General features: G+C 71.3%; 14 protein-coding genes and 2 pseudogenes. 8 read left to right on the top strand and 8 right to left on the bottom strand.

What is annotated here, in order from left to right; all coding sequences use genetic code 11:
- Nucleotides 1-650: 650 nt before the first annotated feature.
- The 3 genes from LL648_RS34260 to LL648_RS34250 all read left to right on the top strand — a co-directional run bounded on the left by LL648_RS34260 (nt 651) and on the right by LL648_RS34250 (nt 3024).
- Nucleotides 651-1295 (top strand): hypothetical protein, encoded by a 645-nt coding sequence (locus LL648_RS34260; RefSeq protein ID WP_232666970.1) that lies wholly within the window; start codon nt 651-653, stop codon nt 1293-1295.
- 150 nt (nt 1296-1445) lie between these two features.
- Nucleotides 1446-2213, top strand: a complete 768-nt coding sequence (locus LL648_RS34255; RefSeq protein WP_232666969.1) for an immunity 49 family protein — start codon at nt 1446-1448, stop codon at nt 2211-2213.
- Between the two features lie 487 nt (nt 2214-2700).
- Nucleotides 2701-3024 carry an ankyrin repeat domain-containing protein gene (locus tag LL648_RS34250; protein ID WP_232666968.1) on the top strand — a complete coding sequence of 108 codons (324 nt, stop codon included), beginning with the start codon at nt 2701-2703 and terminating at the stop codon, nt 3022-3024.
- A 138-nt stretch (nt 3025-3162) separates the two neighbouring features.
- Here the strand turns inward: LL648_RS34250 and LL648_RS34245 are convergent, their stop codons facing one another.
- Entirely contained in the window at nt 3163-3306 is a 144-nt protein-coding gene (locus LL648_RS34245) for a hypothetical protein (protein WP_232666967.1), read from the bottom strand.
- Nucleotides 3307-3888: 582 nt separating this feature from the next.
- Nucleotides 3889-4752 (bottom strand): alpha/beta fold hydrolase, encoded by an 864-nt coding sequence (locus tag LL648_RS34240; protein WP_232666966.1) that lies wholly within the window; start codon nt 4750-4752, stop codon nt 3889-3891.
- Nucleotides 4753-5123: 371 nt separating this feature from the next.
- Here LL648_RS34240 and LL648_RS34235 point away from each other — a divergent pair, with 371 nt between their 5' ends.
- The 3 genes from LL648_RS34235 to LL648_RS34230 are packed head-to-tail and all read left to right on the top strand — an operon-like array spanning nt 5124 to nt 6677.
- Entirely contained in the window at nt 5124-5669 is a 546-nt protein-coding gene (locus tag LL648_RS34235) for a hypothetical protein (RefSeq protein ID WP_232666965.1), read from the top strand.
- Nucleotides 5666-5788, top strand: a complete 123-nt coding sequence (locus LL648_RS44550) for a hypothetical protein (RefSeq protein WP_255687126.1) — start codon at nt 5666-5668, stop codon at nt 5786-5788. Before LL648_RS34235 ends, LL648_RS44550 begins: the two co-directional genes overlap by 4 nt.
- A 7-nt stretch (nt 5789-5795) precedes the next feature.
- On the top strand, nt 5796-6677 hold the full coding sequence (locus tag LL648_RS34230; RefSeq protein WP_232666964.1) for a hypothetical protein: 882 nt from the start codon (nt 5796-5798) through the stop codon (nt 6675-6677).
- A gap of 929 nt (nt 6678-7606) precedes the next feature.
- Here LL648_RS34230 and LL648_RS34225 read toward each other — a convergent pair.
- The 4 genes and pseudogenes from LL648_RS34225 to LL648_RS45525 all read right to left on the bottom strand — a co-directional run.
- A pseudogene (locus tag LL648_RS34225) lies at nt 7607-7794 on the bottom strand (IS630 family transposase); the annotation flags it as partial.
- Between the two features lie 105 nt (nt 7795-7899).
- On the bottom strand, nt 7900-8124 hold the full coding sequence (locus LL648_RS34220; RefSeq protein ID WP_232666963.1) for a hypothetical protein: 225 nt from the start codon (nt 8122-8124) through the stop codon (nt 7900-7902).
- Nucleotides 8121-8351, bottom strand: a complete 231-nt coding sequence (locus tag LL648_RS34215; RefSeq protein WP_232666962.1) for a hypothetical protein — start codon at nt 8349-8351, stop codon at nt 8121-8123. The genes LL648_RS34220 and LL648_RS34215 overlap by 4 nt, the downstream gene beginning before the upstream one ends.
- 398 nt (nt 8352-8749) lie before the next feature.
- Nucleotides 8750-8953 carry a zinc-ribbon domain-containing protein gene (locus LL648_RS45525; RefSeq protein ID WP_232666961.1) on the bottom strand — a complete coding sequence of 68 codons (204 nt, stop codon included), beginning with the start codon at nt 8951-8953 and terminating at the stop codon, nt 8750-8752.
- Between the two features lie 334 nt (nt 8954-9287).
- Here LL648_RS45525 and LL648_RS34205 point away from each other — a divergent pair, with 334 nt between their 5' ends.
- The gene (locus tag LL648_RS34205; RefSeq protein WP_232666960.1) at nt 9288-10445 is read left to right on the top strand and encodes a YihY/virulence factor BrkB family protein; all 1158 of its coding nucleotides are present in this window, start codon (nt 9288-9290) and stop codon (nt 10443-10445) included.
- A 528-nt stretch (nt 10446-10973) separates the two neighbouring features.
- Here LL648_RS34205 and LL648_RS34200 read toward each other — a convergent pair.
- Entirely contained in the window at nt 10974-11342 is a 369-nt protein-coding gene (locus LL648_RS34200; RefSeq protein ID WP_232666959.1) for a hypothetical protein, read from the bottom strand.
- 118 nt (nt 11343-11460) lie between these two features.
- On the opposite strand from LL648_RS34200, the gene LL648_RS34195 reads away from it, so the two are divergent.
- The gene (locus LL648_RS34195; protein ID WP_232666958.1) at nt 11461-11769 is read left to right on the top strand and encodes a hypothetical protein; all 309 of its coding nucleotides are present in this window, start codon (nt 11461-11463) and stop codon (nt 11767-11769) included.
- Nucleotides 11770-11997: 228 nt separating this feature from the next.
- On the opposite strand, the pseudogene LL648_RS34190 reads toward LL648_RS34195, so the two are convergent.
- Nucleotides 11998-26241 (bottom strand): annotated as a pseudogene (locus LL648_RS34190) (amino acid adenylation domain-containing protein); the annotation flags it as partial.
- Between the last annotated feature and the right edge of the window lie 35 nt (nt 26242-26276).

Here is a 26276-nt window from a genome sequence, read left to right as displayed (position 1 = left end):
AGTCCCTGACGGCCAGGACAGTCCGCTGGTCCTGGCTCAGTCAGCGCACAAGAGGACGTTCTTGTCCGTGTTCCCAACTTTTGCTGCGGCGCCCACTAGCCGCGTGACCTGGAGCAATTTGTGTTTCCGCAGGTCAGGGGAGGGTTCGCGCATCTGGGGGTCAAGGAGTCGCGGGTTCAGATCCACCAGTGGCGAGACGTGCCCGGAAGCGCCGCGAGAAGTAGAGCGGCTCGGTGAACCCCACCCTGGCCGCGACCTGCGCGATCGGGAGATCGGTTCGGCTGAGCAGGTGGCGGGTCGACCGTCGCGGGTGAACGGGTCGTGCAAGTCAGGGGCAGGTCGAGGAACCGGCTGGCGCCCCGCCCGGTAGGCGATGTCGAGCTGACGGCCGAGCTTTGATTGCCACAGCGCTTGACGTGGTGAGTGTGCCGACCACCTCGACTGCTGGGGGGACGAACCGAGCCGTTCGTAGTGGTCCACTGCGACGCAGTTGAACAGCACGTCGCGCACCTCGGCCGTCGAGACGGACCTTCGCAACTACCCAGGTTCGAGCAGATGGCGAAGCGCGCCGCTGCGGTAGGCAGGCTGACCAGACGCTGAGCCGCTCGGATATCCTCCCTGATCATGATGTCAGCACGGAAGCATCTCGCATGACCGCGCCCGCGCAGCCCGAGGAGAACACCGTTCGTCCGAGCTACTTGCGAGTCCAGCTTCGACCACGTCGCGAGGACATCCCGGCAGACGCCATGGTTCTGCCCTACGACCGGAACTTCGACATCGCGATCATCGCCGACCGCGACCGGCAAGTCACGGACCTCAGCCGCGCCCAGACCGCGTCGTGGCACGTCACCGACGACGAGATCAGCGATCTCGCCATCCGGCAGACGATCTTCGAGGAGCTACTCGAGCTCGACATCCGCGACTACCCCGCCGCGAACGGGGTAGACACCCGCGTGATCGCACACGACGGCAACCCGTACGTCAACGCGACCCTGCTGTCGCTGGAACGCTTCACCCCAGGCGACGCTCCGCACGGCGCGCTGGTTGCGATACCGCAATTCAGCGCGGTGATTCTGCACGAAGTCACGTCGCGTCAGGTGCTTGACCACCTGCTGCCGTTTCACGCAATGGCACAGTCGATGCACGACAGCTCCGACGATCCATGCACCGCTGAAATCTTCTGGTGGGTGGACCGCACCTACCACCCGGTCCGATTCGAAGGGGTAGATGGCAACTCGGGGCGAGTCCGGTTGCCCGATGCGCTTAAGCCGGTTTTCAACCGCCTTCCCGCGTGACTCCGGCGCACGAACAGTCCTGGTGAACATCCCAGAAGGCAGTGGGGGCGACAGTCAGTGATTACAGTTGCCAGGCATTCCATCGATCCACGGACCGCCGAGTCCGACGTCGATCGGTCAGTTAAGTACCTGCCAGACTTCATCGAGCTGGTGCCGAGCAGCATCGACGCGCTCGAGTCGACGATGAAATACGCGCTGTCGGAGGCGACGAACCGCACGGTGGCCGACCCGCACGCAGCGGCGGTCGAAACCTGGCACAGCGTCATCGTCGCCATGCAGAGCGCCTTGGCCATCTTCACCCTCGCTGAGCGTCACGCCGGCGAGGTCGAGTTCGACATCCGCGATCAGACGGTCCGCGCGGTGGCCACCGGCCCGACGCTGCACTCGAACGCAGAGATATGGCTGAAAGCGATGTGGCTGGCCATGATCTGCCGCGACCGTCGGCGGATCAACGCGCTCGCCGCCGTGCCGACCGAGTTGCTCAACGCTTCCGGGGCCGAGTACGACGACTACGTCGACGCGTGGGTGAAGGCCTTTCAGACGTACTGGAGACAGGACGGTGAGCTCGGCCAGGCGGTGCTGCACGCGATGCGCGCAACCGAGCCGAGTGTGCTGCGATTCGCCGGCGAGGAGGCGGTGCTTCGGCTGCACTACCCTGCGATCGAGCTGTTCTTCTTGTTGAGCGTGCGGGAGGACGCCCAGTTCAACGAGTCGTTGGCGCGTGCGCTCGATCTGCACAAGCGGTACTGGACCGCCACCGAGCAACGCTGCCGCAACCTCAACGGCTTCGTCGCGTGGCCGCTGCTCGCCATCAGCTGCCTAGCCGTTGATCTTGGTGTGCAGGTCTCGGTCGAGTCCGACTACCTGCCGAAATACCTGCTCGAGGGCGAACGGGTCGGTGAGGGTGTGATCGGCTGATGCAGGCGGCCTGCTCGGGTCGGGTGCTCGATCGTCGAACCGCCCCGCTGTCCGACAGGCTGTCGTTCGCTACGTTGGCCGGCATGGCCGACGGCCCGGTGATCGACCTCGTGTGGTGGGACGACGGAACTCGGCGTTTCCGCTGGCTACTGACTGATGCGTGACGGCAACGTCCATCGCGGCGAGGAGCGCACGCTCTCCGAGGCGGAGGGGGCACTTCGCCCAGCGCAGAGCCGGTACCCGTTCCCGTATCCCCGGCTGCCGGTGCGCGGCATCCAAACTGGCGCCCGCCGCCGCCATTGTTCTGATCAGGCGACGCTGATCGTTCGGGCGGCACAGGGGCCGCCTTCGTGGATATACGGGTAGAGGCAGATCAACTTGCACACAGAGATACCCCGTACGCGACTCTTGTGCTTCGATCATCGCTCAGTTCGACCGGGAGTTTCCCGGTGTCAAGGTGTATGTGACGGAAGGGCACTGACAGGTCATGACCGATATGACACCGGTGCATCTGGCTGTGGAGATGGGGGACCTCCCCGCGTTGCGTGACCTCCTGGACCATGGGGCCGATATCCACGAAGAGCATCACGGATTGACGTTGCTGCATCATGCCATCGACGTCGAGATCGACGGCCATGTGCAGTCAGGTGAGCCGTTGTGTGTCGACGTGACGGCCTACCTTCTCGCGCGTGGCGCGGACCCGCGACGTCGTTCCGAAGGCGGGCGCGGTGTGTCCGCGGAACAGATGGCGTCGACCGAAGGGCACTGGCTGGCCACCGCGTTGATCGAGGAGTGGCTTCGAACGCATTAAGTGATGATCAACCGATAAGGTATCCGGCTTGGGGAACGGTTGTTATCAAAGGGGGCCAGCAGCTTTCGCCGCAGATTGGTCAACAGGACGTTGAGGACGTTCGACACCGGATCCATGTGGCTGTCCAAGCTGTTCTGATCAGAGCAGGCCGGGGGCGTGTAGGACGGTCCCGATGATGTACGCGGTGTCGACGATGACCACCGTGAGCAGGGCACCGGCGACGAGGTATTCGATGTGGCGCGGCCATGGGCGGCGCCGCCGTCGGCGGGGTGCGGAGCGCATGCGGCCACCTCCGAGGGCCCGTCGGAGGTGGTGACGGGTGGTCCGTCGCAGGTCGGGGTGAAGGACGTCGACTTGGCGCCGCCGTTGCGGCCCATGACGGCGCGTGCAGAGTCGGCGCTGCCCGACGCTGACCGCCCGGCCCGCTTCAGTTTCGAGCCGACGTTCGACGGGTTCCTTAACTGAACTGTGGCGCCCAGAGGCACCCGCTCAACGGCAGTGCGGGCAGGCGGGGAGGCCGGTTCGGAACCGCCGGCGAGCGCGCCGATGACCTTGACCGCCGCGCCGGGCCGCCGTCATCGCCGCGGCCCAGTCGGGGTTGCCCGCCCCACTCACCACACACCCGCTGGCGTGCGCGAGCGGCGTGCCCGCGTCGGCGGACGCCAGTCGTGGCCGGCCCACGCGCGGCCTGCACCAGCTCAGGTGTGCCGTGCGCGAGCCGGAAGATCTGCCACGACCCGGCCGAGCGCTCCGTCATCGGCGCGCCGGTCCGCTCGAAGCAGGCGACGTCCACGCCACGGCGGAGCAGGGCGACCGTCGTGGCCAGCCAGACGACCCCGGCCCCAGCGGCTCCGATCAGGACGCTCACGCCAGCGCGTGGGTGATCGCGTCCGCCATGGCGTCGGGCGCCTCCACGGGGCAGAAGTGACCGATGCCGTCCACCGGCTGCAGGTCCGCCCGCGAGAACCACTCGCCGATGCGATCGCCCCACGCCCGCGGGAAGAGCGGGTCGTGCTCCGGCCAGAGCACCGTTGTCGGCACGGTGATGGGGTCGGTCGGCGGCTGCTCGGTCAGCGCGAGCGCGACGGTCGTGGAGCCGGCGCGGTAGCAGCCAATCGACGCCGTGAACGCGCCCGGCGCCGCGTAGCGCAGCGTGAGGTGGTCCAGCCGCTCGGCGGAGGGCTCGAACTTGGGGCCCGACCAGTGGGTCCAGAAATGCCGTAGGTAGGCGCGCACCGCATCTGCCCGGCCATCCATCAGCTCCTCGGCGAGCGCGAGCTGGTGGAAGGGCTGATACCAGAACTCGCGCTGCACGGCAGGGTCGAGCACGCGGCGGCCGACGCCCGGCAGCGGAGGCGTCAGAACCAGGGCCGTCACCCGGTCGGGGTGCTCGCGCGCCACGGCCTGCGCGACGCGGCTGCCGACGTCGTAGCCGGCCAGCACCGCCCGTTCGACACCGAGCTCGTCCATCAGCCCGATCACGCTGCGCGCCTGCCCCACCGCGCCGTACGCGGACACGTCGACGTCCAGGTGCTTGTCGGACTCGCCGAAGCCGCGTAGGTCGGGGGCGATCACGTCGGCCGCGACGGCGCCCAGCCGGGCGGCGACGTCCGCGAAGTCGGTGCGGTCACCCGGCCAGCCGTGGAGCACGACGACCGGAGGGCCGCCGCTTCCGGTGCGGTCGTAGGCGAGCCGGAAACCGTCGACGGGGACGCTGCTGATCGTCATCAGACGAATGTACGACGCAGGTGTGTCTAGGCCGTTGAGAAAGCGGTGCAGCCGCTTGGGGTGAGCGCGCAGCCAGAGGTGCTGGAAGTTCGAGTCGGCCTCCGGCCGACCCGGACCGCGGTTCGGCTGGCTGCAGAGCCGGGTCCTGGAGGCGTAACGGTCGTTCACAACTACGGCCACGGCGGTGCCGGCGTCAGCCTTTCGTGGGGTTGCGCAACCGTCGCGGCCGAGCTCGCCGGACTGTCCCGCGGAGCCTGACATCTCGCTTCACCCGTGCGTCCATCCTGTTCGCGACTTCGCAAGCGCGAACTTGTCCACAGCCGGGCGGCCGAATCCGATGGGGACGGTCGAGGTCGATCGACACTGCCGGCATGCGCAGGACGCTGGTCGTTGTTGTTGCACTCATCGGGCTCTCGATGCTCATGTCTGTGGGATCCGCGGTCAGCCGCGTCGTCCCGGACGCGTTGGCAGCGGCCGGCTGCGTGTGGCCGGAGGTGACGCGCCGGGATGTCGACGGTCTACGGACGTTGGTTGTCGACTGTCTCGAGGTCCGATCGAGCCGTGGTGAGCCGATCCGTTCCAGCGCCGCATCGGTCGCCATCGCCGAGAAAGTGTGGAAGGCGCCGGAGCCACGGGTCGCCTCGGTGCTGGTCAACGTATCGCAGGGGACTGATTCTGGACGCCTCCGCCGGCAGGTCTCCCGAGCGTTCTCGCTGACCGAGCTGCGGGCGTTGTTCGGTCCGCGCGACGTGACGCTCGATCGAATCGGACAGCTGCACATGGCGGCCCGCCGGGTTGGTGATCTGGCGACGGTCCTGCTGTTCGGCGGCCTGCTTGTTGGATCGCTCATCGCACCCGCCTGGCTGGGTGCCCGATCGGCGCGGTCGGGCGTCGTGCTCATGTGGGTTCGTCGGTGAACCGCACTCGACTGCTCGGTCCGGCGTCGCCGCGCGAGACGCGCGTGCAATGCCGGTACGGCATCGTCTGCGCGGGCGACGCGCTCGCGTCGAGTTCGATGTCGGAAGCGGAGTTGTGATGCTGAAATGAAGATGTCTCGATGGCGGTATCGGGTCTCGACGGTCGTCGGGACCGCTGCGGTACTACTTGCCCTGCTCACGGCTCCTGCGACTGCCGAGCAGACACTGCTTCTATCGCCTGCCGTCGAGGCCGGTCCCTACACAGTCGTCTGGAGCGCCCCACGCCTGGCGCAGCCACGCTCGGTGTCCGAGTCCGAGGTCGCGGTTTGTCCGGAAGGAACGGTGGTGCTGGGCGGTGGTTCGGCCAACAACAGCGTCGCCAGCTCCGGGGCTCTCGCGCTCATCCGTTCCGAACCCGTCATGACGGCTGGTCGCCTGGCCGGATGGGCTGCCCGGGTCGAGAACTTCTCGCTGATCGGGTGGAACTTCACGGCCGTTTCGGTCTGCGGACCGGCGCCAGGCGGCCACGGAACTGTTGCGCGGTTCAAGGAGATCGCTCCGAATGCGGGAATCGGTGAGTCGTTCGGCAAGTTCTGCCCCAATCGTGCGCAGGCGGTGAGCGGAGGATTCGCCATTCCTGCTGGGGTGCGCGCGCACACCGTCGGGATCACCCACGATCCGGCAGGGCACGGCCCGAGTGTCGGCGTGATCAACCGGAACCCCACGACGATCACCGCCTCCGCGTTCGCGATCTGCGCCGACACGATGGTGATCTCCCACGGTCCCAATCCGCCGGCCGAGACCGTCGCGTCGCAGACGCAGAAGTCACTCACGGTCCGATGCCCAGAGGGCATGTTCGTGGTGGGTGGTGGGGTCGAACCGGCCAACCGGGCTGCCATCACGATCACCGCGTCCTACCCGTCCGGTGCCTCTGAATGGACTGTGGTGGTGCTGAACGACGAGACGGTGGCGGTCCGGGTAGTTCCGCAGATCAGCTGCGTCGACTGAACGGTGAGGTGGTCCCGAACCTGACGCGCGACCTGCTCGGCGTCGCCCACCTCGGTGACGCGCCCAGGAACCATCTGACTGGCCAGCCGGGCCGGGCTCGGGTCCGCCTCCACTACCGCATTGGTGCTGCCGTCGGCAGTGTGGCCAGCGGCGTGTGCTCGGGGTTGAGCGCGCGCATGCCGTGGTCATGGTGTGGTCCACTCGCTGCGCACCTCGACGACGCTCGACGGCTCCGCGACGACCTGCGCTCGGAACGCGGGCTTGGGTGGAGCAAATGTGGAGCACGGCATTGCGCCAGGTGGGTCTGAACGACGCTGAGGTGTGTCGTACTGCACCGCGCCAAGCAGCGGATTCTCTGTTTTCGCAGGTCAGCGCTTAGCGTTGACCGTACTGGGGGTCAAGGGGTCGCAGGTTCAAATCCTGTCGTCCCGACGGCATGATGGGCGGTTCCCACTCGACGGGGGAGCCGCCCATCAGCATTTCTACCAGTGGAAACGTCGCCGCTAGCGATCTTCGCCCTGCTCGGTGTCGATCTTCAGTTGATCTTGAAATCAGCTCGAAGGTCGACATCTGGAGCAAACCTGGAGCACGCCTAAACAGTACGAGGGTATGGGGTCAGGATCTGCTCCAGGATTTCTGCGCCGTTTGGGTGAACTCGGGATGGTTCACGTCAGTACGGCGCGGTTGGCGCCGGCTGAGATCCCGGGGTTGTGGATCTTGTTGACCCTGTTGTCATTGTAGTACGGGGTCACGGGGACATTGCCTGCTAGGCCGCGTTTAGAAAGTCCTGATCGCGCTCTTCGCGCCCAGATCGCCGCTGGCGGCGTTGCCGCCACGACCGGGTACGCCAGGTACGACGGATCGTGGCGGCGCCTTGCCAGCGACGATCTGGATCACGAAGAGCATCGACGCTGACTCCTAAACACGGCCTAGTGGCTTGAATCTGAAGTCTTCTGAGGTTGGCGTTCGCGAGGATTTGTTCGGCGGTCTTGGTCCAGACGAACGGGTGGCAGCGGTCGTTCCAGCCGGTGATGAAGGCGCGGATCTTGGCGTTGAGCTCGCGGACGGAGCCGAAGCTGCCGCGGCGGATGGCCTGTCGTTCGATGATCCCGAACCAGGTGACCCGTTCCGGCGCCTGCGCTGCCGCCTCGGCGACGACCTGGCAGCTCGCCGAATGGCCCAGCAACGCTACGGGCCCTGCCGCCAGCTCGTCGAGCAGATGCTACAGCTTCATCGCGGAAGCGGCGGGGTCGAGCGGCTCGCCGGGCTCGGCCGACACGCCGAAACCGGGCAGCGCGACCGCGGCAGACCCGGCAGCCGAAGGCAACAGCCGCAGCGTGCGAGTTGGGCAGTCCACTGACAGGCCGAGGCCGGGAACCGCGACGAGCCGCATCTTGGCGCGCGCGTGCACCACTCGCAGATGCGGCGGGCGGCGGGCCGCGGTCACGAATCCCCTCTCGGCGCGCCGGCAGAGGCGAGCCGGCCGCCCGTCACGGTGCCGTGCCGCCGTGCTGCGCCCGCCATGGGTGTTGACCGGCTCGTCGTGGTCGTGGATGGGGGCCTCGCCGGTGTGCTCCCGTCGACGTGGCTGACCGAAGCGTGGTCGTGCACGTGGCTGTACTTCGAGACGAGGTGCTCGAAGCTCTGCCGCGACTCGTCGCAGATGTGGGTCACGTGCCAATGCTCATGATCGTGCACGACTGCCACATGATCGTGGGACTGCATGCTCTCGCTCACCGGTACCTTCTGCAGCAATACTGACGGACCGTTCGACCCGCGGTCGCCGGCACCTACCCGCATTGGCCGGTCCTCACGCACACCCTCGTCCCGCTGGGCCGACGACGTCGACAGAGGATGGCGATCACCACGGAGACGGTCATGCGGCTCCTACCTGAGGTTCCGGAGGTGCGCAAGGCCGGCGATGCAGATGAAGCACGCCGGGGGATCCGCCAGCGGGTGTCAGAAGCGGCCAACACCCCGCCGGACCGCGGTCAAGGGCCTGTACCGCTGTCGCAGCTCCCGAGCGCGCGTCGCCTGCGGACTCGTAGCCCGGGGTGGCTCTGCTGATCGCCTCAGAGCCCGACGGTAGCGCCGCAGACGCCGCACATCTCGAACTGCCGGCGGTTCCACCGGGCGACCGGCACGAAGAACAGTGTGAACTGGCGGAACTCCCGCATCCTCGCCCACTGTGTCGTGTTGTGGCATCGCGGACAGGTCCGTGTTTCGCCGGGACCGAGGTTGTTCTGCTTGTTGCCGAAACCGAAGATGATGAGCACCGAGCCGAGTGTAGGAACAGACCGTGGCTGCTGGCGCGACGGCGCCGGGGCGATGTACTCCCATGGTCCATGGTGTCGGATCGACCCGCCGACCACGCGGCGAATGCTCAAGAGCAACCTCGGCTGACATCCAGTTCGGGTACGGCAGACGACGGCCGCCGACCAACACGGGTGCGCTCCAGCTGGCGAGCATCGTCGCGACGGTGGCTGCGCCCACACAGGAGTTGTCGATCGTCGGGTCGGTCCGCCATCGTGATCCGAACGGCTATCGAGGCGGGGGACAGCGATCGGTTCGCTGTTGGTGGGTCCGGCGTTCGCCGGTTGGGTATCCGGAGTGGTGGGCGTGTGGGAAAGGCTTGACCGCTATCAGCGCCGCCACCGTTGGTTGGGGATACCGCTGAGCGTGATCTACAAATTCACAGATGACCAAGGGGCGTACCTCGCAGCCTTGATCACGCACTACGGCTTCCTGTCGCTGTTCCCGCTGCTGTTGATCCTTGCTACAGCGCTCGGGTTTCTGATGCCGGACAACCTGGAGTTGCAACAGCAGATCATCGGCAGCGCACTGGTCCAGTTCCCGATCATCGGTGACCAGCTCACCAGCAGCGCTCGACCGCTGCGCGGCTCTGGGGCCGGCCTGGTCGTCGGCATCATCGTGGCCCTTTACGGCGCGCTCGGCATGGCGGTCGCGATCCAGAACGCGCTCAACCAGGTGTGGGGAGTGTCGGTCAACAAGCGCCCGGATCCGCTGCGAGCTCGATTGCGGAGCTTACGGCTGCTGGTCCTGTTCGGTATCGGGGTGCTGACGACCACGTCGTCGGCAGCGTTGGCCGGCGGCGCCACTGATCTCAGCGAGCCGCTGGGCGTCGGCATCCAGGTGCTCGCAGTCGGAGTATCGGTTGCGGCGAACACAGGGCTGTTCGTGCTCGCCTTCCGAACACTCACTGCACGAGGCCTTTCGGTGCGTGACGTGCTTCCAGGGGCAGTCATGGCCGCTGTGGTGTGGCAACTCTTGCAATGGGCCGGCACCTGGTACGTCAATTTCGAGCTGCGTGGCTCGTCGCAGGTGTACGGGCTGTTCGGTATCGTGCTCGGGTTGCTGGCCTGGATCTACCTCCAGGCGACGGTCATCGTGCTGGCTTCTGAGCTCAACGTCGTGCTCGCCCAGCGGCTGTGGCCTCGCGCGCTGCTCACCCCCTTCGCCGAGGACGTCGATCTCACCAGTGCCGATCGACGCAGCTACCGCTCCTACGCCACAACTCAGCAGTACCGGGAAGCGGAACGCATCACCGTCGAGTTCGACCATCCCACCGACGACGACCTCGCCGCGGACGTCCCCGATGAAGACCATGCTGCGAGCAACGCTGCGCCACGGTCGGAATCGAGAGCATCGCCGGACCGCTCGTCGCCCGATGATCTCGATTCCTCGCCATCGGACGACGGGACCACGCCCTCGGGTGGTTGCCGAAATTCACCTGAATCCGCGGTGTAACCGGGCTGTTGCAGGTAGACCTACGATCAACTCGGATGGACGATCATTCTCAGCGCATCGGCTGACCGGAGCGTTTCTGCCGACCAACCCGCTCGCGAGGCCGTTCTGAGTCGGGCGTGTATTCGCACCCGAGTGGCACTATTACGCGGCGATCGTCTGACCGCGAACCTTGCCGACGAGTGCAACCGACCACGCGGAGACGTTGGAGTCCGAGGAGCGCGCCGGCACCTGGATCGACCCCGCCGCCGGGAAGATCACCCTGCGGGAGTGGAGTGAGGACTGGCTCGATGCTCTCGACGTCGCGATCCGAACCGAGGACTATTACCGCAGCCTGCTGAAGATCCACATCCTGCCGCAGGGGGTGAGCACGGCATCGCCGACATCTCCGGAATCAAGGTTGCGGGCTGGGCGAAAAAGCTACGCGCCGACGGCTACTCGCCGACCACCGTCAGCGGAATCACGAAGTTCCTGTCGCTGCTATTGGCCGACGCCGTCGAAGAACGCCTCATCGTCGCGAACCCGATCCGATCACGCCGCCGCGGCCGTCACCGCCGAGCCCGCCGCGTGGAACGGATCTGGGCCACTCCACAGCAGGCGCTCGCTGTGGCAGACAACGCCGCCCAGCTTCCAGGTGCTGGGCCAGCGGCGGCAATGCTGATGGTGACCGCGGCGTGGACCGGGGCACCTTGGGGTGAACTCACCGGGCTGCAACGCCGCAACCTCCACCTCGACGACGCGACGCTGGTGATCGACCCGGACATCGGGACGCTGCACGAATCCAGCCGCGGCCTCGTACTCGGCCCACCCAAGACCGTCGAGTCCGCCCGCACCATCACCCTTCCACCGTTCCTCGTCGATCTCCTCCGAGAACACCTGACCGCGCACACGCACCGGCACGTGTTCGTTTCTCCCGACGCGGAGCTTTATCGGCGGAGCAATTTCAGCCGCCGCGCGATGCGTCCAGCCCGCCGACGGCAACCACGACCGTCCCCTCGCAGAGGTCCATGTCGACGCGGTGAAGCCAGGGCTGACGTTCCACGGTTTCCGGCACAGCCACAAGACCTGGATGGTCGCCGACAACGTCCCGGAGATCGCGCAGTCACTACGCCCGGGACACATCCTCGAAGACAAGATCCAACAGACCTACTCCCACGTCGCCACCGAAGTCGAGACCCGGCTACTCGAGGCGCTGGAGGACCGGTGGCACAAGGCCGCGGCCGCCAGCACCGAGACCCCTGACTGGCGCCGTTCCGCGGCGCGCAAGCCCGCGCTCCTTCTCGTAGCCTCGAGCAGCCGCCGACCTCAGCGTGGTGCTGCCTCCTGAACCCGGTGACGAGAAGTGAACCACGGTCGCGCGCTCTCAACCGGCGAGCTCTGACCTGGTCGGCCATCTGGCCCTCGGCCATCGAAGATCATCGACACATCGCCAGGACTGGAGCGCGCATCCCACGCCGGGCGCAGTCACGCAGCGCTGCGTCCCGGTAGGGAACTCCAGCTACGACGCCTAGCCGGCCGGCACCCGACAAACGCCGACCGCCATGGGTAAGTGCGGTCAAGCCCTCTCGGATCCACCGACGCGGACGATGCCCCGCAGCGCCTCGAACCACAGCTCGGCCAGCGCAGCCACTTCGTCGGCGGCGAACAGCGCCGCCGGCCACTCCCAGGAGGCGTGCAGCTCGGACCGGCCGCCGACGTCCATCGCCAGCACGTCGAGGACCAGCGGATAGCCGACGGGCATGGTGTCGCCCCGGCCGCCCATCAGCGGGCTGAGCCCCCGCGGGCTCTGCCAGTCGCCATCGGATCCCCCCTCCGAGTACCGGCCCAGGTAGTTGAACTGCAGCTCCGGTGGGGGAGCGGTGGCCAGGTCGGCCCGCGCCTGGGGGTCGAGGTAGCGCAGCACCCCGTAGCCCAGCCCGCCGTCGGCCACCGCGCACAGCCGTTCGCCGACGCTGCCGACGATTCGGCGGACTGCGGCGTGGTCGGCGGCCAGTAGCTCCGACCACGAGGTGGACCCGACCGGCAGGTGCACCGGGAACGCGGTGGTGAACCAGCCGACGGTGCGGGTCAGGTCGGCGTCGCCGACGTGCTCCTCCCGGCCGTGCCCTTCCAGCGCGACCATCGTGCCGTCGCCCGGGTCGCGCCCGCTGCGCCGACGCCACTCGACCGCAGCGAGGGCCAGCCCGGCCAGCAGCACGTCGTTGACCGTCGCGCCGAACGCGGCGGGCACCGAGGACAGCAGCGGACCGGTCCATTCCGCAGGCAGCACCAGCGCGTGCTCGCGGACCGTGGCCGCGGTGTCGCGGACCGGGTCGAGCGGGCCCCGGGTGAACCGGCCGGCCGCGGCCCGGGTGGTCGCCCGCCACGCCGGCAGCTCCGGCGCCCTGGTCCCGGCGGCTCCGGCCTCGGCCAGCGCACGGGCCCAGCTGCGGAAGGACGTCCCGACGGCGGGCAACGCGATCGGCCCGCCCGCCTGCCGCTGGGACCAGGCCTCCGCCAGGTCGTCGGTGAGGATCCGCCAGGACACCCCGTCGACGACCAGGTGGTGGGCCACCAACAGCAGGATGCCCGGCTCGAGCACCACCGCCTGCAGCATGACGCCACGGTCCGGGTCGAGGCGGTGCGCGGCCCTGGTCCGCTGCTCGTCGACGACCTTCGCCAGGTCGGCGCCGGTCGGCAGCTCGACCACCGTCAGCAGCTCTTCGGCCCGCACGGCGCCCGGCTCGGGCACCTCCAGTTCCCATCCGGCCGGTTCCCGCTGCAGCCGGGCGCGCAGCAGGTCGTGGTGGTCGAGCACCGCCTGAAGCACCGCGAGCAGCGCTTCGAGGTCGGCGCCGGCCGGGATGCGGAGGGTCACCGCCTGGTGGAAGGCGTGGATCTCTCCGGTGAGCTCGCCGAGCCAGCCGATGATCGGCGTGGCCGGCAGTCGACCGGTCCCGCCGCGGTCCTGCCGCGGCGCGTCGGCGGGGCCGGAGCCCAGCGCCGCCAGCGCCTCGACGGTGCGCGCCGTGCGCACATCGCGCGGCCGGAACGTCAGGCCGTGCCGGCGGGCCTGCGAGACGAGCGCGATCGAGCTGATGCTGTCGCCACCGAGCTCGAAGAAGTCGTCGTCGATGCCGACCTCGCCCACCCCGAGCAAGCTGCCGATCACGGCGCAGAGGGTGCGCTCCGCCGCCGACCGGGCCGGGCGGTGCTCCCGCCGCCCGGTCAGGGCCGGGGCCGGCAGCGCGGCCGTGTCGAGCTTGCCGTTCACGTTCAGGGGCAGCTCCGGCAGCACGTCGAGGGTGGTGGGGATCATGTGCGGCGGCAACTGCTCGACCAGGCTTGCCCGGACCGCTGCGACCAGTTCCTCCGGGTCGACCGGCTGCGACTGGGTCGAGTGGGCGGGCACGAGGTAGCCGGCCAGGTGCGCGACACCGGCCTCGCCGCGCCGGTGGACCGTGACCGCCGCCTGGGCCACCGCGGGGTGGCGTTCCAGGGTGGCGACGATCTCGCCCGGCTCCACCCGGTACCCGCGGATCTTCACCTGGTCATCGGTGCGGCCCAGGAAGTCGATGTTCCCGTCCGGCCGCTGCGCGACGAGGTCGCCGGTGCGGTACATGCGCCCGCCCGGTTCCTCGGCGTGCGGGTCGGCGACGAACCGCTCCGCGGTCAGTGCCGGGCGGTCGTGGTAGCAGCGGGCCAGCCCGGCACCGGCGATGTAGAGCTCTCCCGGCGAGCCGGCAGGAACGGGACGCAGCGCGGTGTCGAGGATGTAGGCCCGGGTGTTGGTGATCGCCGTGCCGACGGTCGGGGTGGTGCTGTCCTCGGTGCCGCCACCGAGAGTGTTGATCGTGTACTCGGTGGGCCCGTACAGGTTGTAGCCGACCACGCCGTCGGTGCCGGCCAGCTGCGACCACACCGACTCGCTCACCGCCTCGCCGCCGAGCAGCACCAGAGGGAGCCGGTGTGCTCCGTCGAGCAACCCGCTGTCGAGCAGGGTCCGCGCGTAGGTGGGGGTCACGTTGACCACGTCGATGCGCTGCGCGGCGCAGTACGCGACGAGCTGCTGGGCGTCGCGGCGCAGCTCCTCGTCGCACACGTGCACCTCGTGGCCCTCGACGAGCCAGAGCAGCTCCTCCCACGACATGTCGAAGGAGAACGACACCGTGTGCGCGATCCGCAGGCGGCGTCCGCCAGTACGCTCCAGGGTCGGTTCGAAGATCTCCGACCGGTGGTTGACCAGCATGTTCGTCAGGCCGCGGTACGGGGTGACCACACCCTTGGGCATCCCGGTCGAGCCCGAGGTGTAAATCAGGTACGCCGGGTGCTCCAGGCGACCCGGGGTGCCGGGGGCGAAGCACCCCAGCTCGGCGGGGGTCAGCGCCGCCGACGGGTACGCGGCGATGGCCGCCGCCGACAGCTCGACGGCTCCGACTCCGGCCGGCAGCCGGTCGACCGCGGGACCACCGGCCAGCACGCATACCGGCCGCGCGTCGGCGAGCATCACCGCCCACCGCTCGGCCGGGTGGTCGAGGTCCAGCGGCAGGTACGCGGCGCCGGTGCGGAGCACCGCGAACAGCGCGACCACCATGTCCAGCGACCGCGGCAGAGCCAGCGCGACGATCGCCTCCGGGCCGGCGCCGTGCGCCAGCAGGAGGCGGGCCAGCTGGTTGATCCGGGCGTCGAACTCGGCGAACGTGAGCCGCTCCCCGTCGCAGACCAGTGCCACCACGTCGGGCTGGGCCGCCGCCCGCTCCGCCAGCAGCTCGGCCACGGTCAGCGGTGGGACCGGGCGCGCGGTGCCCGCCCACCCCGCCTCCAGCGCCGTCCGTTCCGCTTCCCCGACGAGCTCGAGCCGCCCGACCAGGCGGTCCGGGTCGGCCGCGAGCTGGCCGAGGACGGACAGGAAGACGTCCCGGAGCCGTCGGGCCCGCGCGGGGGTGATCCGCCGCTCGTCGTACTGCAGCCGCAGCGCGAGCTGCTCACCGGGAAAGACCTGCAAGGACGCGGCGAAGTGCGTGCGCGCCTCGACCGACTCGCCCGTACCGGTGATCCGCAGCGCGCGTTCCTCACCGGCCCCCGGCGGGAAGTTCTCGAACACGAACAGCACGTCGAACAGCTGCTCGGCGCCGGCGAGGGACGCCACGTCGGCCAGGCCGAGGTACTGGTGGCCGAGGAGTTCAGCCTGCTCCCCTTGATGTCGCAGCAGCACGTCGGCCACCGGGTCGGCGGGGGACCAGCGCACCCGCACCGGCACCGTGTTGATGAACAACCCGACCTGGGCGTCGATGCCGGGCACGTCGGCGTCGCGACCCGACACCACGGCCCCGAACACGACGTCGTCCCGCCCGGTCAAGGTGCCGAGCGCGACCCCCCACGCTCCGCTGACCAGCGTGTTCAGCGTCAACCCTCGATCGCGGGCGGCCGCGGCCAGCGCGCTGGTCAGCTCCGCGGGCACTGCGCCGGTGAGGGCGGACGGGGGCACCGGGGTGGCGTCGTCGGGCAGCGCCGTGCCGAGCATCGTGGGCTCGCCCACTCCGTCGAGCGCCTGCCGCCAGGCAGCCCGGGTGCGCCCGGTGTCCTGGCCCGAGAGCCACCGGAGGTACTCCCGGTAGGACGGCACCGGTGCCAGGTCGCGGCCGCTGCGTCGGGCCTCGACCAGCGCGAGCAGGTCGTCGAACAACACCGGCAGCGACCACCCGTCGGCCACCAGGTGGTGCAACGTGATGATCATGTGGTGCCGGTCGGGCTCCCCACCGGTGAGCAGGGCGACGCGCAGCAGCGGGGCCCGTGCCAGGTCGAACGCCTGGCCACGCTCCTCGCGGGCGACCCGCTCCGCGTCGCCCGCCGGCAGCACCCGCAACGGCACGTCGACGGTGCGGGCCACGGCCTGCACCAGCCCGCCGTCGGCGGTCTCGTGGAACGAGGCGCGCAGCGCCGGGTGCCGCGCGGTGAGCGCGGCCAGCGCCGCACGCAGCTCCTCCGGGGTCAGCGGGCCCTCCAGGTCGAGCATGTACTGCACGATGTAACCGTCGGGGTCGGCGGCGCTGTGCGCGTGGTAGCGGGAGTGGAAGTACATGCCCTGCTGCAGCGGGGTCAGCGGCCAGACGTCGGCCAGACCGCTGGTGCCCCCGGCCAGCGCGTCGACGTCCGGCTGGGTCAGCTTGACCAGCGGGAAGTCGACCGGCGACGGGCCCCAGGCACCGGGTTCCGGGGCGTGCGTGGCCAGCGCGGCCAGCGCCGCCACCCAGCGGTCGGCGATCCCGGCCACTTCGGCGTCGGTCAGCACCCCGACCGGCCAGCTGAAGGTGGCCGTGAGCGCCGCGTCGTCGACGACCCCGGCGTTGATCTCCAGCGCATAGCCGGCGGCGGTCTCGGGGTCGGCCCGCTCGCCCAGCTCGGGCCGTTCGGGGGCCGGTGCCCAGTCCTGCCCACCAGCATCGTTGCCGATGCCGAAGCGCCCCAGGTAGTTGAACAGCACGGGCGGCACGGCAGTGTCTGCCCAGGCCGCGGCCCGGTCGGGGTGCAGCCGGCGCAGCGCCGCGTAGCCGATGCCGCGGTCGGGCCGCGACTCGACCTGGGTGCGCACCCGCTTCGCCGCGGCGGCCATCGGAGCGCCACCGGCCAGGAACCCGGCCCAGGTGACTGGCCCGGGATCGAGCCGCACCGGGGCGATGGTGGTGAACCACCCCACGGTGCGCGACAGGTCGAGCGACTCGTCGACCGCAGCGCTCTCCCGGCCGTGGCCCTCCAGGTCGACCAGCACGGCCCCGCCCTCCCGGTCGCCGTCCTCCCGGTCGCCGTCCTGCCGGTCGCCGTCCTCCCGGTCTCCGCGGAGCGCGAGCGCGAGCGCGGTGAGCAGGACGTCGTTCACGGTGCCGCCGAACGCGGCCGGGACGGCGCCGAGCAGCCGCCCGGTGACGGCGGCCGGCACCGCGACCGTGTGCGAGCGCGTGTTGCCGATGGTGTCGCGGGCCGGGTCCAGCGGCCGGGACCCGATCGGGCACAGCCCGTCCGGCTCCAGCTCGGCCCGCCAGCGGGGCAGCTCGGCGAGCCGCTGCTCGCGCACCGCCTCGTGGTGCAGCGCCTGCGTCCAGCGGCGGAAGGAGGTCGGCACCGCGGCAGGCGGGCCGCCGTCCCGCCACATCTCGGCGAGGTCCTCGCCGAGGATCCGCCACGCCACCCCGTCGACCACGATGTGGTGGGCGACGAGCAGCAGCCGGCCGCGCCGCGCCGGGCCGGCGTCGACGAACACCGCCTGCAGCATGACGCCGCTGTCCGGGTCGAGCCGACGCACCGCCTGGTCCTCGCAGGTGTCGAGGAGCGTGCCCAGCTCGGCCGGGTCGGCCGGCGCCGCGACGACGCTCAGCAGGCTCTCGGCCGCGACCGTGCCCGGTTCGGGCACGAGCATCGCCCAGCCGTCGGCCCGGTCCAGCCGGGCGCGCAGCAGGTCGTGCCGGTCCAGCAGGGCCTGCAGCAGCCCGACGAGCGCGGCCCGGTCGGCGCCGGCGGGTGTCTGCAAGCACAGCGACTGGAAGAACCCGTTGACGCCGACGGTCTCGTCCCGCAGCCCGGCGAGGATCGGCACCGGGAGGACCTTGCCGATCCCCGAGTCCGGCGCGCGCTGCGTGACCGGGGCGATCTCGGCGGCCAGCGCCAGCGCCGCCGGGGTGCGCCGCTCGAACACCAGCCGGGGGCTGATCCCGATGCCACGCCGCCGGGCCTGGCCCACCAGGCCGATCGAGATGATGCTGTCGCCGCCGAGCTCGAAGAAGTCGTCGTCGACGCCGACCTCGGCCACTCCCAGCGCCTGTTCGAACAGCGCGCAGAGCACCCGTTCGCGGTCGGTGCGCGGGGCGCGTCGGGGCCGGCTCGACGTGAACTCCGGCGCCGGTAGCGCGGCGGTGTCGAGCTTGCCGTTCACGGTCAGCGGCAGCGCGGGCACCGGGACCAGCGCGGCGGGCACCATGTGCGACGGGAGACGCTCGGTGAGCCTCCCGCGGACGGCGCCGACCAGTGCCTCGGTCGTGATCCCCGGATCGGCGGGCACGACGTAGCCGGCCAGCCGCTTGAGCCCGGACGGCTGGTGGGTGTGCACGACGACCGCCGCCCGGACCACCTCGTCGAGCGCCTCCAGGGCGGAGACGATCTCGCCCGGCTCGATCCGGAAGCCGCGGATCTTCACCTGGTCGTCGGTGCGGCCCAGGAAGTCGATGTTCCCGTCCGGCCGCTGCCGCACCAGGTCGCCGGTGCGGTACATCCGCGCGCCCGGTCGTTCGGCGGCGAACGGGTCGGCGACGAACCGCTCCGCGGTGAGCGCGGCCTGCCGGTGGTAGCCGCGGGCCAGGCCGGTCCCGGCGATGTACAGCTCACCGGGAGCGCCGACGGGAACCGGGCGCAGCGCCCGGTCCAGCACGTAGCCGCGGGTGTTGTGGATCGGCCGCCCGACCGTGGGGGTGGCACTGTCCTCGGTGCCCCCACCCAGGGTGTTGATCGTGTACTCGGTGGGCCCGTACAGGTTGTAGCCGAGCACACCGTCGGTGTCGCGCAGTGCGGCCCATACGGAGTCGGTGACGGCCTCCCCGCCGAGCAGGACCAGCGCCGGCCGGTGCTCCCCGGCACCCGGGTCACCATCGAGCAGGCCCTCGTCGAGCAGCGCGTGCGCGAACGTGGGGGTCACGTTTATGACGTCGATCCGGTGGTCCCGGCAGTACTCGACGAGCTTCCGCGCATCGCGGCGCAGCTCCTCGTCGCACACGTGCACCTCGTGGCCCTCGACGAGCCAGAGCAGCTCCTCCCACGACATGTCGAAGGAGAACGACACCGTGTGCGCGATCCGTAGCCGCCGCCCGGCCGCGGCCACCACCGGGCCGAAGATCTCTGCGCGGTGGTTGGCCAGCATGTTCGTCAGCCCGCGGTACGGCGTGAGCACGCCCTTCGGGACGCCGGTGGAGCCGGAGGTGTAGATCAGGTACGCCGGGTGCTCCAGCCGGTCGGGATCGGCCGCGGCGAACCGGGGACGCTCCGCGTCGCCCAGCGGCCCCGCCGCCGCCGCGGCCAGCTCGGCGCTGACCGTCGGGTCGTCGAGCTGCACCAGCGGCACGTCCGGTGGCAGTGCGGCGGCGGCGCCACCGACGGACAGCACGCAGACCGGATCGGCGTCGGCCAGCATCACCCCGAGCCGCTGCGCCGGGTACTCCAGGTCCAGCGGCAGGTAGGCAGCGCCGGTGCGCAGCGTCGCGAACAGCGCGGCCACCATGTCGACGCCGCGCGGCAGGGCGAGCCCGACCACACGCTCCGGCCCGGCCCCGCGCGACAGCAGCAGGCGGGCCAGCCGGTTGATCCGCTCGTCGAGCTCGGTGAACGAGAGCCGGTCGCCGCCGCACACCAGTGCGGTGGCACCGGCCTGCTCGGCGGCGGTACCGGCCAGCGTCTCGGCGACCGACGCGGTGTCCAGGGGCCGGACGGCAGCGGCCCACTCCGCCTCCAGTGCGGCGCGCTCCCCGGGGCCGAGCAGGTCGAGCAGGCCGAGCGGGCGCTCCGGGTCGGCGGCCAGCGCCGCCGCTACCGCAGCCGTCCGCTGCAGCAGCGCGACGGCGGCCGGGTCGGGCACCGCGGCGTCGTGCTCGAGCGTGAGGCCCAGCCGGTCGCCGGGGGTCGCGATGATCACCAGCGGGTAGTGGGTGGCGTCGACGTGGTGCCGCCCGACCACACCAGCGGCGGCCATCGTCGACTGCGGGATGTCGGCGAAGTTCTGCAGCACGAACAGCGTGTCGAACAGCACCGGCTGCCCGGCGGCCCGCTGAACGGCACCGAGCCCGAGGAACTCGTGCTCGCCGAGCGCGAGCCGCTCGTCCTGGAGGCGTCGCAGGAACGGTCCCGCGGCCTCGCCCGGGTCGGTGCGCACCCGCGTCGGCACGGTGTTCAGGAACTGCCCGACGACGTGCTCGGCACCGGCCAGCTCCGGCGGTCGGCCGGCGACGGTGGTACCGAACACCACCTCGTCGCGGCCGGTGAGGCCGCCCAGTACCAGGGCCCAGGCCGCGTTGAGCACGGTGTTCAGCGTGACGCCGCAACGGCGGGCGCCGTCCTGGATCGCTTCGGTGACCGCCGCCGGCAGCGTGATCGCGGTGCGCCGCGGCACCGTCGCAGCCGGCCCGGAACGGGCGGGCAGGCCGGAACCGACCAGGGTGGGCCCGTCCAGGCCGGCGAGCGCCGCGGCCCAGGCCGCAATGGCGGCGTCGCCGTCGCGCTCGGCCAGCCACCGCAGGTACTCCGGGTAGCTGCCGGCCGGCGGCAGGGCCTCCGGCGCCGCACCGGCGTACAGCTCGAAGAGCTGGCCGAACAGCGTGCTGTGCGACCAGCCGTCCCAGGCCAGCAGGTGGTAGGTGACCAGCAGCCGGTCGACGCCGCCGGGCAGGCGCAGCAGCGACACGCGGAACAGCGGCGGTGCGGTGAGGTCGAACCGGCGGGTCCGATCGGCGTGCGCGATCGCGCCGGCCCGCCCGGTGGCAGCGGCGGGCAACAGCTCGGACAGGTCGTACACGGTCAGCGGGTCGGCCGCGGCGGACCGCACGACCTGGCAGACCTCCCCGTCCCCGAGGTCGACGAACCCGCAGCGCAGGGTGGGGTGCCGCAGCTGCACGGCCCGCACCGCAGCGCGCAGGCGACCCAGGTCGGCGCGGTGGTCCAGCTCGAACGCGGTCTGCCCGGTGTAGAGGTCGAGCGCGCCGGTGCCGTCGAACACCGAGTCGTCGAAGATCGACTGGAAGTAGAGGCCGGACTGCAGCGGGGAGAGCGGCCAGACGTCCTCGACGTCGCCGAAGCGCTGCCGAAGCGCGTCCAGAGCTGCCGGGTCGAGCCGCACCAGCTCCAGCGGCGCCACCGGCGGCCGGGCCGGCCCGCGCTCGTCGACCACGGCGACCAGGGCGAGCGCTTCCGGGGTGCGGCTGGTGAACACCTGTCGAGGCGTGAGCACCAGGCCGCGGTCGCGGGCCCGCCCGACCAGCGTCACCGAGCTGATGCTGTCGCCGCCGAGCAGGAAGAAGTCGTCGTCGATGCCGACGTCGGTGGCCCCGAGCAGCTCGGTGAACAGGGCGCAGAGCGCCCGTTCCGGCGCTGTGCGCGGCGGCCGGCTGCCGCCCCCGGTGTAGACGGGCGCCGGGAGCGCCCGGTGATCCAGCTTGCCGTTCGCGGTGAGCGGCAGCTCGGGCACCGCAGCGATCGCGGACGGGACCATGTGCGCCGGCAGGACGGTGGCAAGGTGGCTGCGCAGCGCAGCAGCCGGGGCCCCGGTGTCCGGGTCGGCGGCCACGACGTAGGCCGCCAGCCGGGTCACGGCGCCGACGTCGACGACGACGGCGGCCTGCGCGACCAGCGGGTGCGCCTCCAGCGCCGCGACGATCTCGCCGAGCTCGACCCGGTAGCCGCGGATCTTCACCTGGTCGTCGGTGCGGCCCAGGAAGTCGATGGTCCCGTCGGGCCGGCGCCGGGCCAGATCGCCGGTGCGGTACATGCGCCCGCCCGCGAAGAACGGGTCGGCGACGAACCGTTCCGCGGTCAGGTCGGGCCGGCCGTGGTAGCCGCGCGCCAGCCCGGCGCCGGCGAGGTACAACTCGCCGGGCGCGCCGTCGAGCACCGGGCGCAGCGCGGCGTCGAGCAGGTGGATGCGGGTGTTGTGCACCGGCCGGCCGACCGTGGGGGTGGCGCTGTCGGTCACGCCGGCGCCCAGCGCGTTGATCGTGTACTCGGTGGGCCCGTACAGGTTGTGGCCGTCGGTGCGCGGCGCGGCGCGCAGCGCGGCCCAGATCGAGTCGGTGACGGCCTCGCCACCGAGCACCACGAACGCCGGCACGTGCTCGCCGTCGAGCAGGCCGGCGTCGAGCAGCGCACGGGCGTACGTGGGTGTCACGTTGACGACGTCGACGCGCTGCGCACGGCAGTGCCCGACCAGTCCGTGCGCGTCGCGGCGCAGCTGCTCCTCGCACAGGTGGAGCTCGTGGCCGGCGACCATCCACAGCAGCTCGTCCCACGACATGTCGAAGGAGAACGACGTGGTGTGCGCGACGCGCAGCCGGCGACCACCGACACCGGCCTCCGCGCGGGAGATGATCTCGGCGCGGTAGTGGGCCAGCATGTTGGTGAGGCCGCGGTGCGGCGTCAGCACCCCCTTCGGGGTGCCGGTCGAGCCGGACGTGTACATCAGGTAGGCCGGGTGGTCCAACCGGCCGGGGGTGCCCGGCGCGAAACCCGCCGGCGGCGCCGGCGGCGCGGGGTCGTCCGGGCGGATCGTCGGCACGTCCAGGTCCAGGTCGTCGGCGAGCGTCACGACGCAGACGGGGCGCGCGTCGGCGACCATCGCCGCCAGCCGCGCGGCCGGCAGCTCCAGGTCCAGCGGCAGGTACGCGGCGCCGGTGCGCAGCACCGCGAACAAGGCCGCCACGAGGTCGGCCGAGCGGGGCAGGGCCAGCGCGACGACCTGCTCCGGGCCGACGCCGCGCGCGAGCAGCAGCCGGGCGATCCGGTCGACCCGCGCGTCCAGCTCGCCGAAGGTGAGCCGCTCGTCCGCCCCCTTTCCGTTGGCGCAGACCAGCGCCGTGTCGTCCGGGGCGGTCTGCGCGACGGCCGCGAGCTGCTCGGCGACGGACGTGTCGCTCAGCTCCCGCTCGGTCGCCGACCAGCCGGCCCGCAGCGCCGCGGCCTCGTCGCCGGCAAGCACGTCGAGCCGGCCGACCAGCTCGTCCGGCGCGGCGAGCAGCCGCTCGACCGTCGCCGCGAACCGGTCGAGCAAAGCGGTCGCCGTAGCGGGCTCCAGCACGTCCGGCCGGTACTGCAGGGTGATGTGCATCCTCGGTTCGGGGTTGACCACCAGGATCAGCGGGAAGTGCGTGGCGTCGTCGTAGTCGACGTAGCTCGCCCCGACGGCGGTGAGCACCGCCGGATCCAGCTTCGGGAAGGTCTGCAGCGCGAAGAGGGTGTCGAACAGCGTGCCGCCACCGGCAATCCGCTGGATCTCGGCCAGCCCGACGTGGTCGTGCTCGACCACGGCGGCCCGCTCCTGCTGGATGCGGCGCAGCAGGGCGGCCACTGTCTCGGTGTGGTCGAGCCGGATCCTGGTCGGCACCGTGTTCAGGAACATGCCGATCGCCCGGTCGCTGCCCGGCAGGTCCGGCGCCCGGCCGGCCACGGTGGTCCCGAACACCACGTCGGTGCGTCCGGCCAGGGCACCGAGCGTGATCGCCCAGGCGGCGTTCAGCACGGTGTTCACGGTGACTCCGAGTGCGCGGACGCCGGCCTGCAGCGCCGCGTCGGCCTCGGCCGGGAATTCGAGCCGGGCGGCCGACGGCAGGACGGGCGCGCCCTGCTGCGGGCCGGCGACCAGCGTGCCTCCGTCGAGCCCCGCCAGCGCGTCGCGCCACGCGGCGTGGTCGGCCTCCCGGTCGCGTCCGGCCAGCCAGCGCGCGTGGTCGAGGTGCGACGGCGGGGCGGGCAGGCCCGGGTCGGCACCGTCGTGCGTGAGGAACGTGAACAGTTCCTCCAGGACGACGGCCTGGGACCAGCCGTCCCACGCCGTCAGGTGCTGGGTGAGCACCAGTCGCGTCCGGTCGCCCGGAAGGTGGGCGACCAGCAGTCGGAACCGCGGCGCAGCGGCGAGGTCGAACCGGCGGGCGCGCTGCTCCGCGCACAGCTCGGCCAGCTGGTTCGGCGTGTCGAGGGTGACCTCCGCGATCGGCACCTCGGCCGCCGGGAGGACGACCTGGACCGGGTACGGGATGCCTTCACCGACCAGCCCGGCCCGCAGGATCGGGTGGCGGCCCAGCAGCGTGGCGCATGCCCGGCGCAGTCGCTCCACGTCCAGTCGCCGGTCGAGCTCGAACGTGTGCTGGCCCGTGTAGGGATCCGCGTCCCCGGGGCCCTCGAAGATCGACTGGAAGTACATCCCGGCCTGCAGGGGCGTCGCCGGGAGGACGGCGTCGGGCGTCACGCCGTAGCGGGCGGCCACCTGCTCCGCGACCTGCGGGTCGACGAGCGGGACGTCGGCGACCTCGGCGGAAGCCTCCGAAGGCTCGGCGGCGGGGAACCGGGCGGCCAGCGCCTCCGGGGTGCGCAGCTCCATGAGCTCCCGCACCCGCACCCGCAGCCCGTCCTTGCGCACGGCGCGGATCACCTGCACCGCCGAGATGCTGTCGCCGCCGAGGGCGAAGAAGTCGTCCTCCGCCCCCACCTCGGGCAGTTCCAGCGACTCGGCCAGCCGCCGGCACCAGAGCCGCTCCGCATCGGTCGCGGGCGCCCGGCCGCCGCCGGCCGCGATCACCGGAGCGGGCAGCGCTGCTCGGTCCAGCTTCCCGTTCGGCGTCATCGGCAGCGTGGTCAGCGGCACCAGCACGGTCGGCACCATGTAGTCGGGCAGCGTGCCGGCCAGCGCGTCGCGCACCTGCGCCGGCTCGGCGGCCGCCTTGTCGAGCACGACGTACCCGACCAGCATCTTCCGGCCCGGTTCGTCTTCGCGGACCACGACCGCGGCCTGCGTGACACCGGGTTGCGCCAGCAGCGCGGTCTCGATCTCGCCCGGCTCGATCCGGTAGCCGCGCAGCTTCACCTGCTGGTCGGCGCGGCCGAGGAAGTCCAGGATGCCGTCGGCGCGCCACTGGACGCGGTCGCCGGTGCGGTACATCCGGGCGCCGTCGGCGGCGAACGGGTCGGCGACGAAGCGGGACGCGGTCAGCGCGTGCCGCCCGCGGTAGCCGCGGGCCAGCCCTCGGCCGGCGATGTACAGCTCGCCGACCTCGTCGACCCCGACCGGGCGCAGCGCCTCGTCGAGCACGTAGGCGTGCGTGTTGGGGTCGGGGCGGCCGATGGGCGCCGGCCCCGTCCAGCCGGGTTCGGCGGTCCACAGCGTGGAGTTCACCGTGGCCTCGGTGAGGCCGTATGCAGTCACGACCCGCAGCGGGCCGGTCCACCGCCGGAGCACTTCCGGCGGCACCGTCTCGGTGCCCACCACGAGCACCGCCCCGTCGGGCAGCCGCGTGTCCGACGGCAGGGCGGCCACCAGCGACGGCGGCAGGATCATGTGCGTGACCTGGTGTGCGACCAGGTAGTCGGTGAGGTCGGGCCCGGCGACCCGCCGATGCGCCGGTACCAGAACCACCGTCCCACCGACGCACAGCGACATGGTGAGGTCCCAGACCGCCACGTCGAAGCCGATGGACGCGAATTGCGCGACCCGGCTGCCGGCGTGCACCCCGAGCCGGTCGACCGCCGTCGCGACGAGGCTGCCGACGCCCTCGTGGGTGAGCACCGCACCCTTCGGTCGGCCCGTGGAGCCGGACGTGTAGATGAGGTAGGCGGCCCGGTCGAGCGCGATCGGGCCGCCGAGCTCGGTGTCGTCCAGGTCGGTGCCGGGCAGCTCGGCCAGCTCGGCCGCGGTGGCCGCGGCGTCCACGACCAGCCTGGTCGTGGACGCCGGCAGCTCCCCGGCCAGCTCCGCCGTGCTGATCACCAGGCCGGTGCCGGAGTCGGCGAGCAGGTAGCCGATCCGCTCGGCGGGGTGGTCCAGGTCCAGCGGGAGGAACGCAGCTCCCGCCTTGAGCACCGCGAGCACCATCACCACCAGCTCCGGTGTGCGGGGCAGCGCGAGCCCGACGACGTCCTCGGCCCCTACCCCGCGCGCCCGCAGCAGCCGAGCCATCCGGTTGGCGCGCTCGTTGAGCTCCTGGTAGCTCAGCGAGGCGTCCTCGCAGATCACGGCGGTCGCCGTCGGTCGCTCCGCGGCCCGGACCTCGAACAGGCGGGACCAGGGCTGCTCCTCGACCTCCCGTGCCGGAGTGCGGGCCCACGGCGTCAGCTCGTCGA

Source organism: Pseudonocardia sp. TRM90224 (assembly GCF_021245725.1).
Taxonomy (GTDB): domain Bacteria; phylum Actinomycetota; class Actinomycetes; order Mycobacteriales; family Pseudonocardiaceae; genus Pseudonocardia.
This window is presented reverse-complemented; position numbering and strand designations above follow the sequence as displayed.

What these genes read in the sequence shown, in the direction of transcription:
- LL648_RS34230 (WP_232666964.1), top strand. Translation starts at nt 5,796, where the DNA reads ATGAAGATGTCTCGATGGCGGTATCGGGTCTCGACGGTCGTCGGGACC.
- LL648_RS34235 (WP_232666965.1), top strand. Translation starts at nt 5,124, where the DNA reads ATGCGCAGGACGCTGGTCGTTGTTGTTGCACTCATCGGGCTCTCGATG.
- LL648_RS34245 (WP_232666967.1), bottom strand. Translation starts at nt 3,306, where the DNA reads ATGCGCTCCGCACCCCGCCGACGGCGGCGCCGCCCATGGCCGCGCCAC.
- LL648_RS34240 (WP_232666966.1), bottom strand. Translation starts at nt 4,752, where the DNA reads ATGACGATCAGCAGCGTCCCCGTCGACGGTTTCCGGCTCGCCTACGAC.
- LL648_RS34260 (WP_232666970.1), top strand. Translation starts at nt 651, where the DNA reads ATGACCGCGCCCGCGCAGCCCGAGGAGAACACCGTTCGTCCGAGCTAC.
- LL648_RS34250 (WP_232666968.1), top strand. Translation starts at nt 2,701, where the DNA reads ATGACCGATATGACACCGGTGCATCTGGCTGTGGAGATGGGGGACCTC.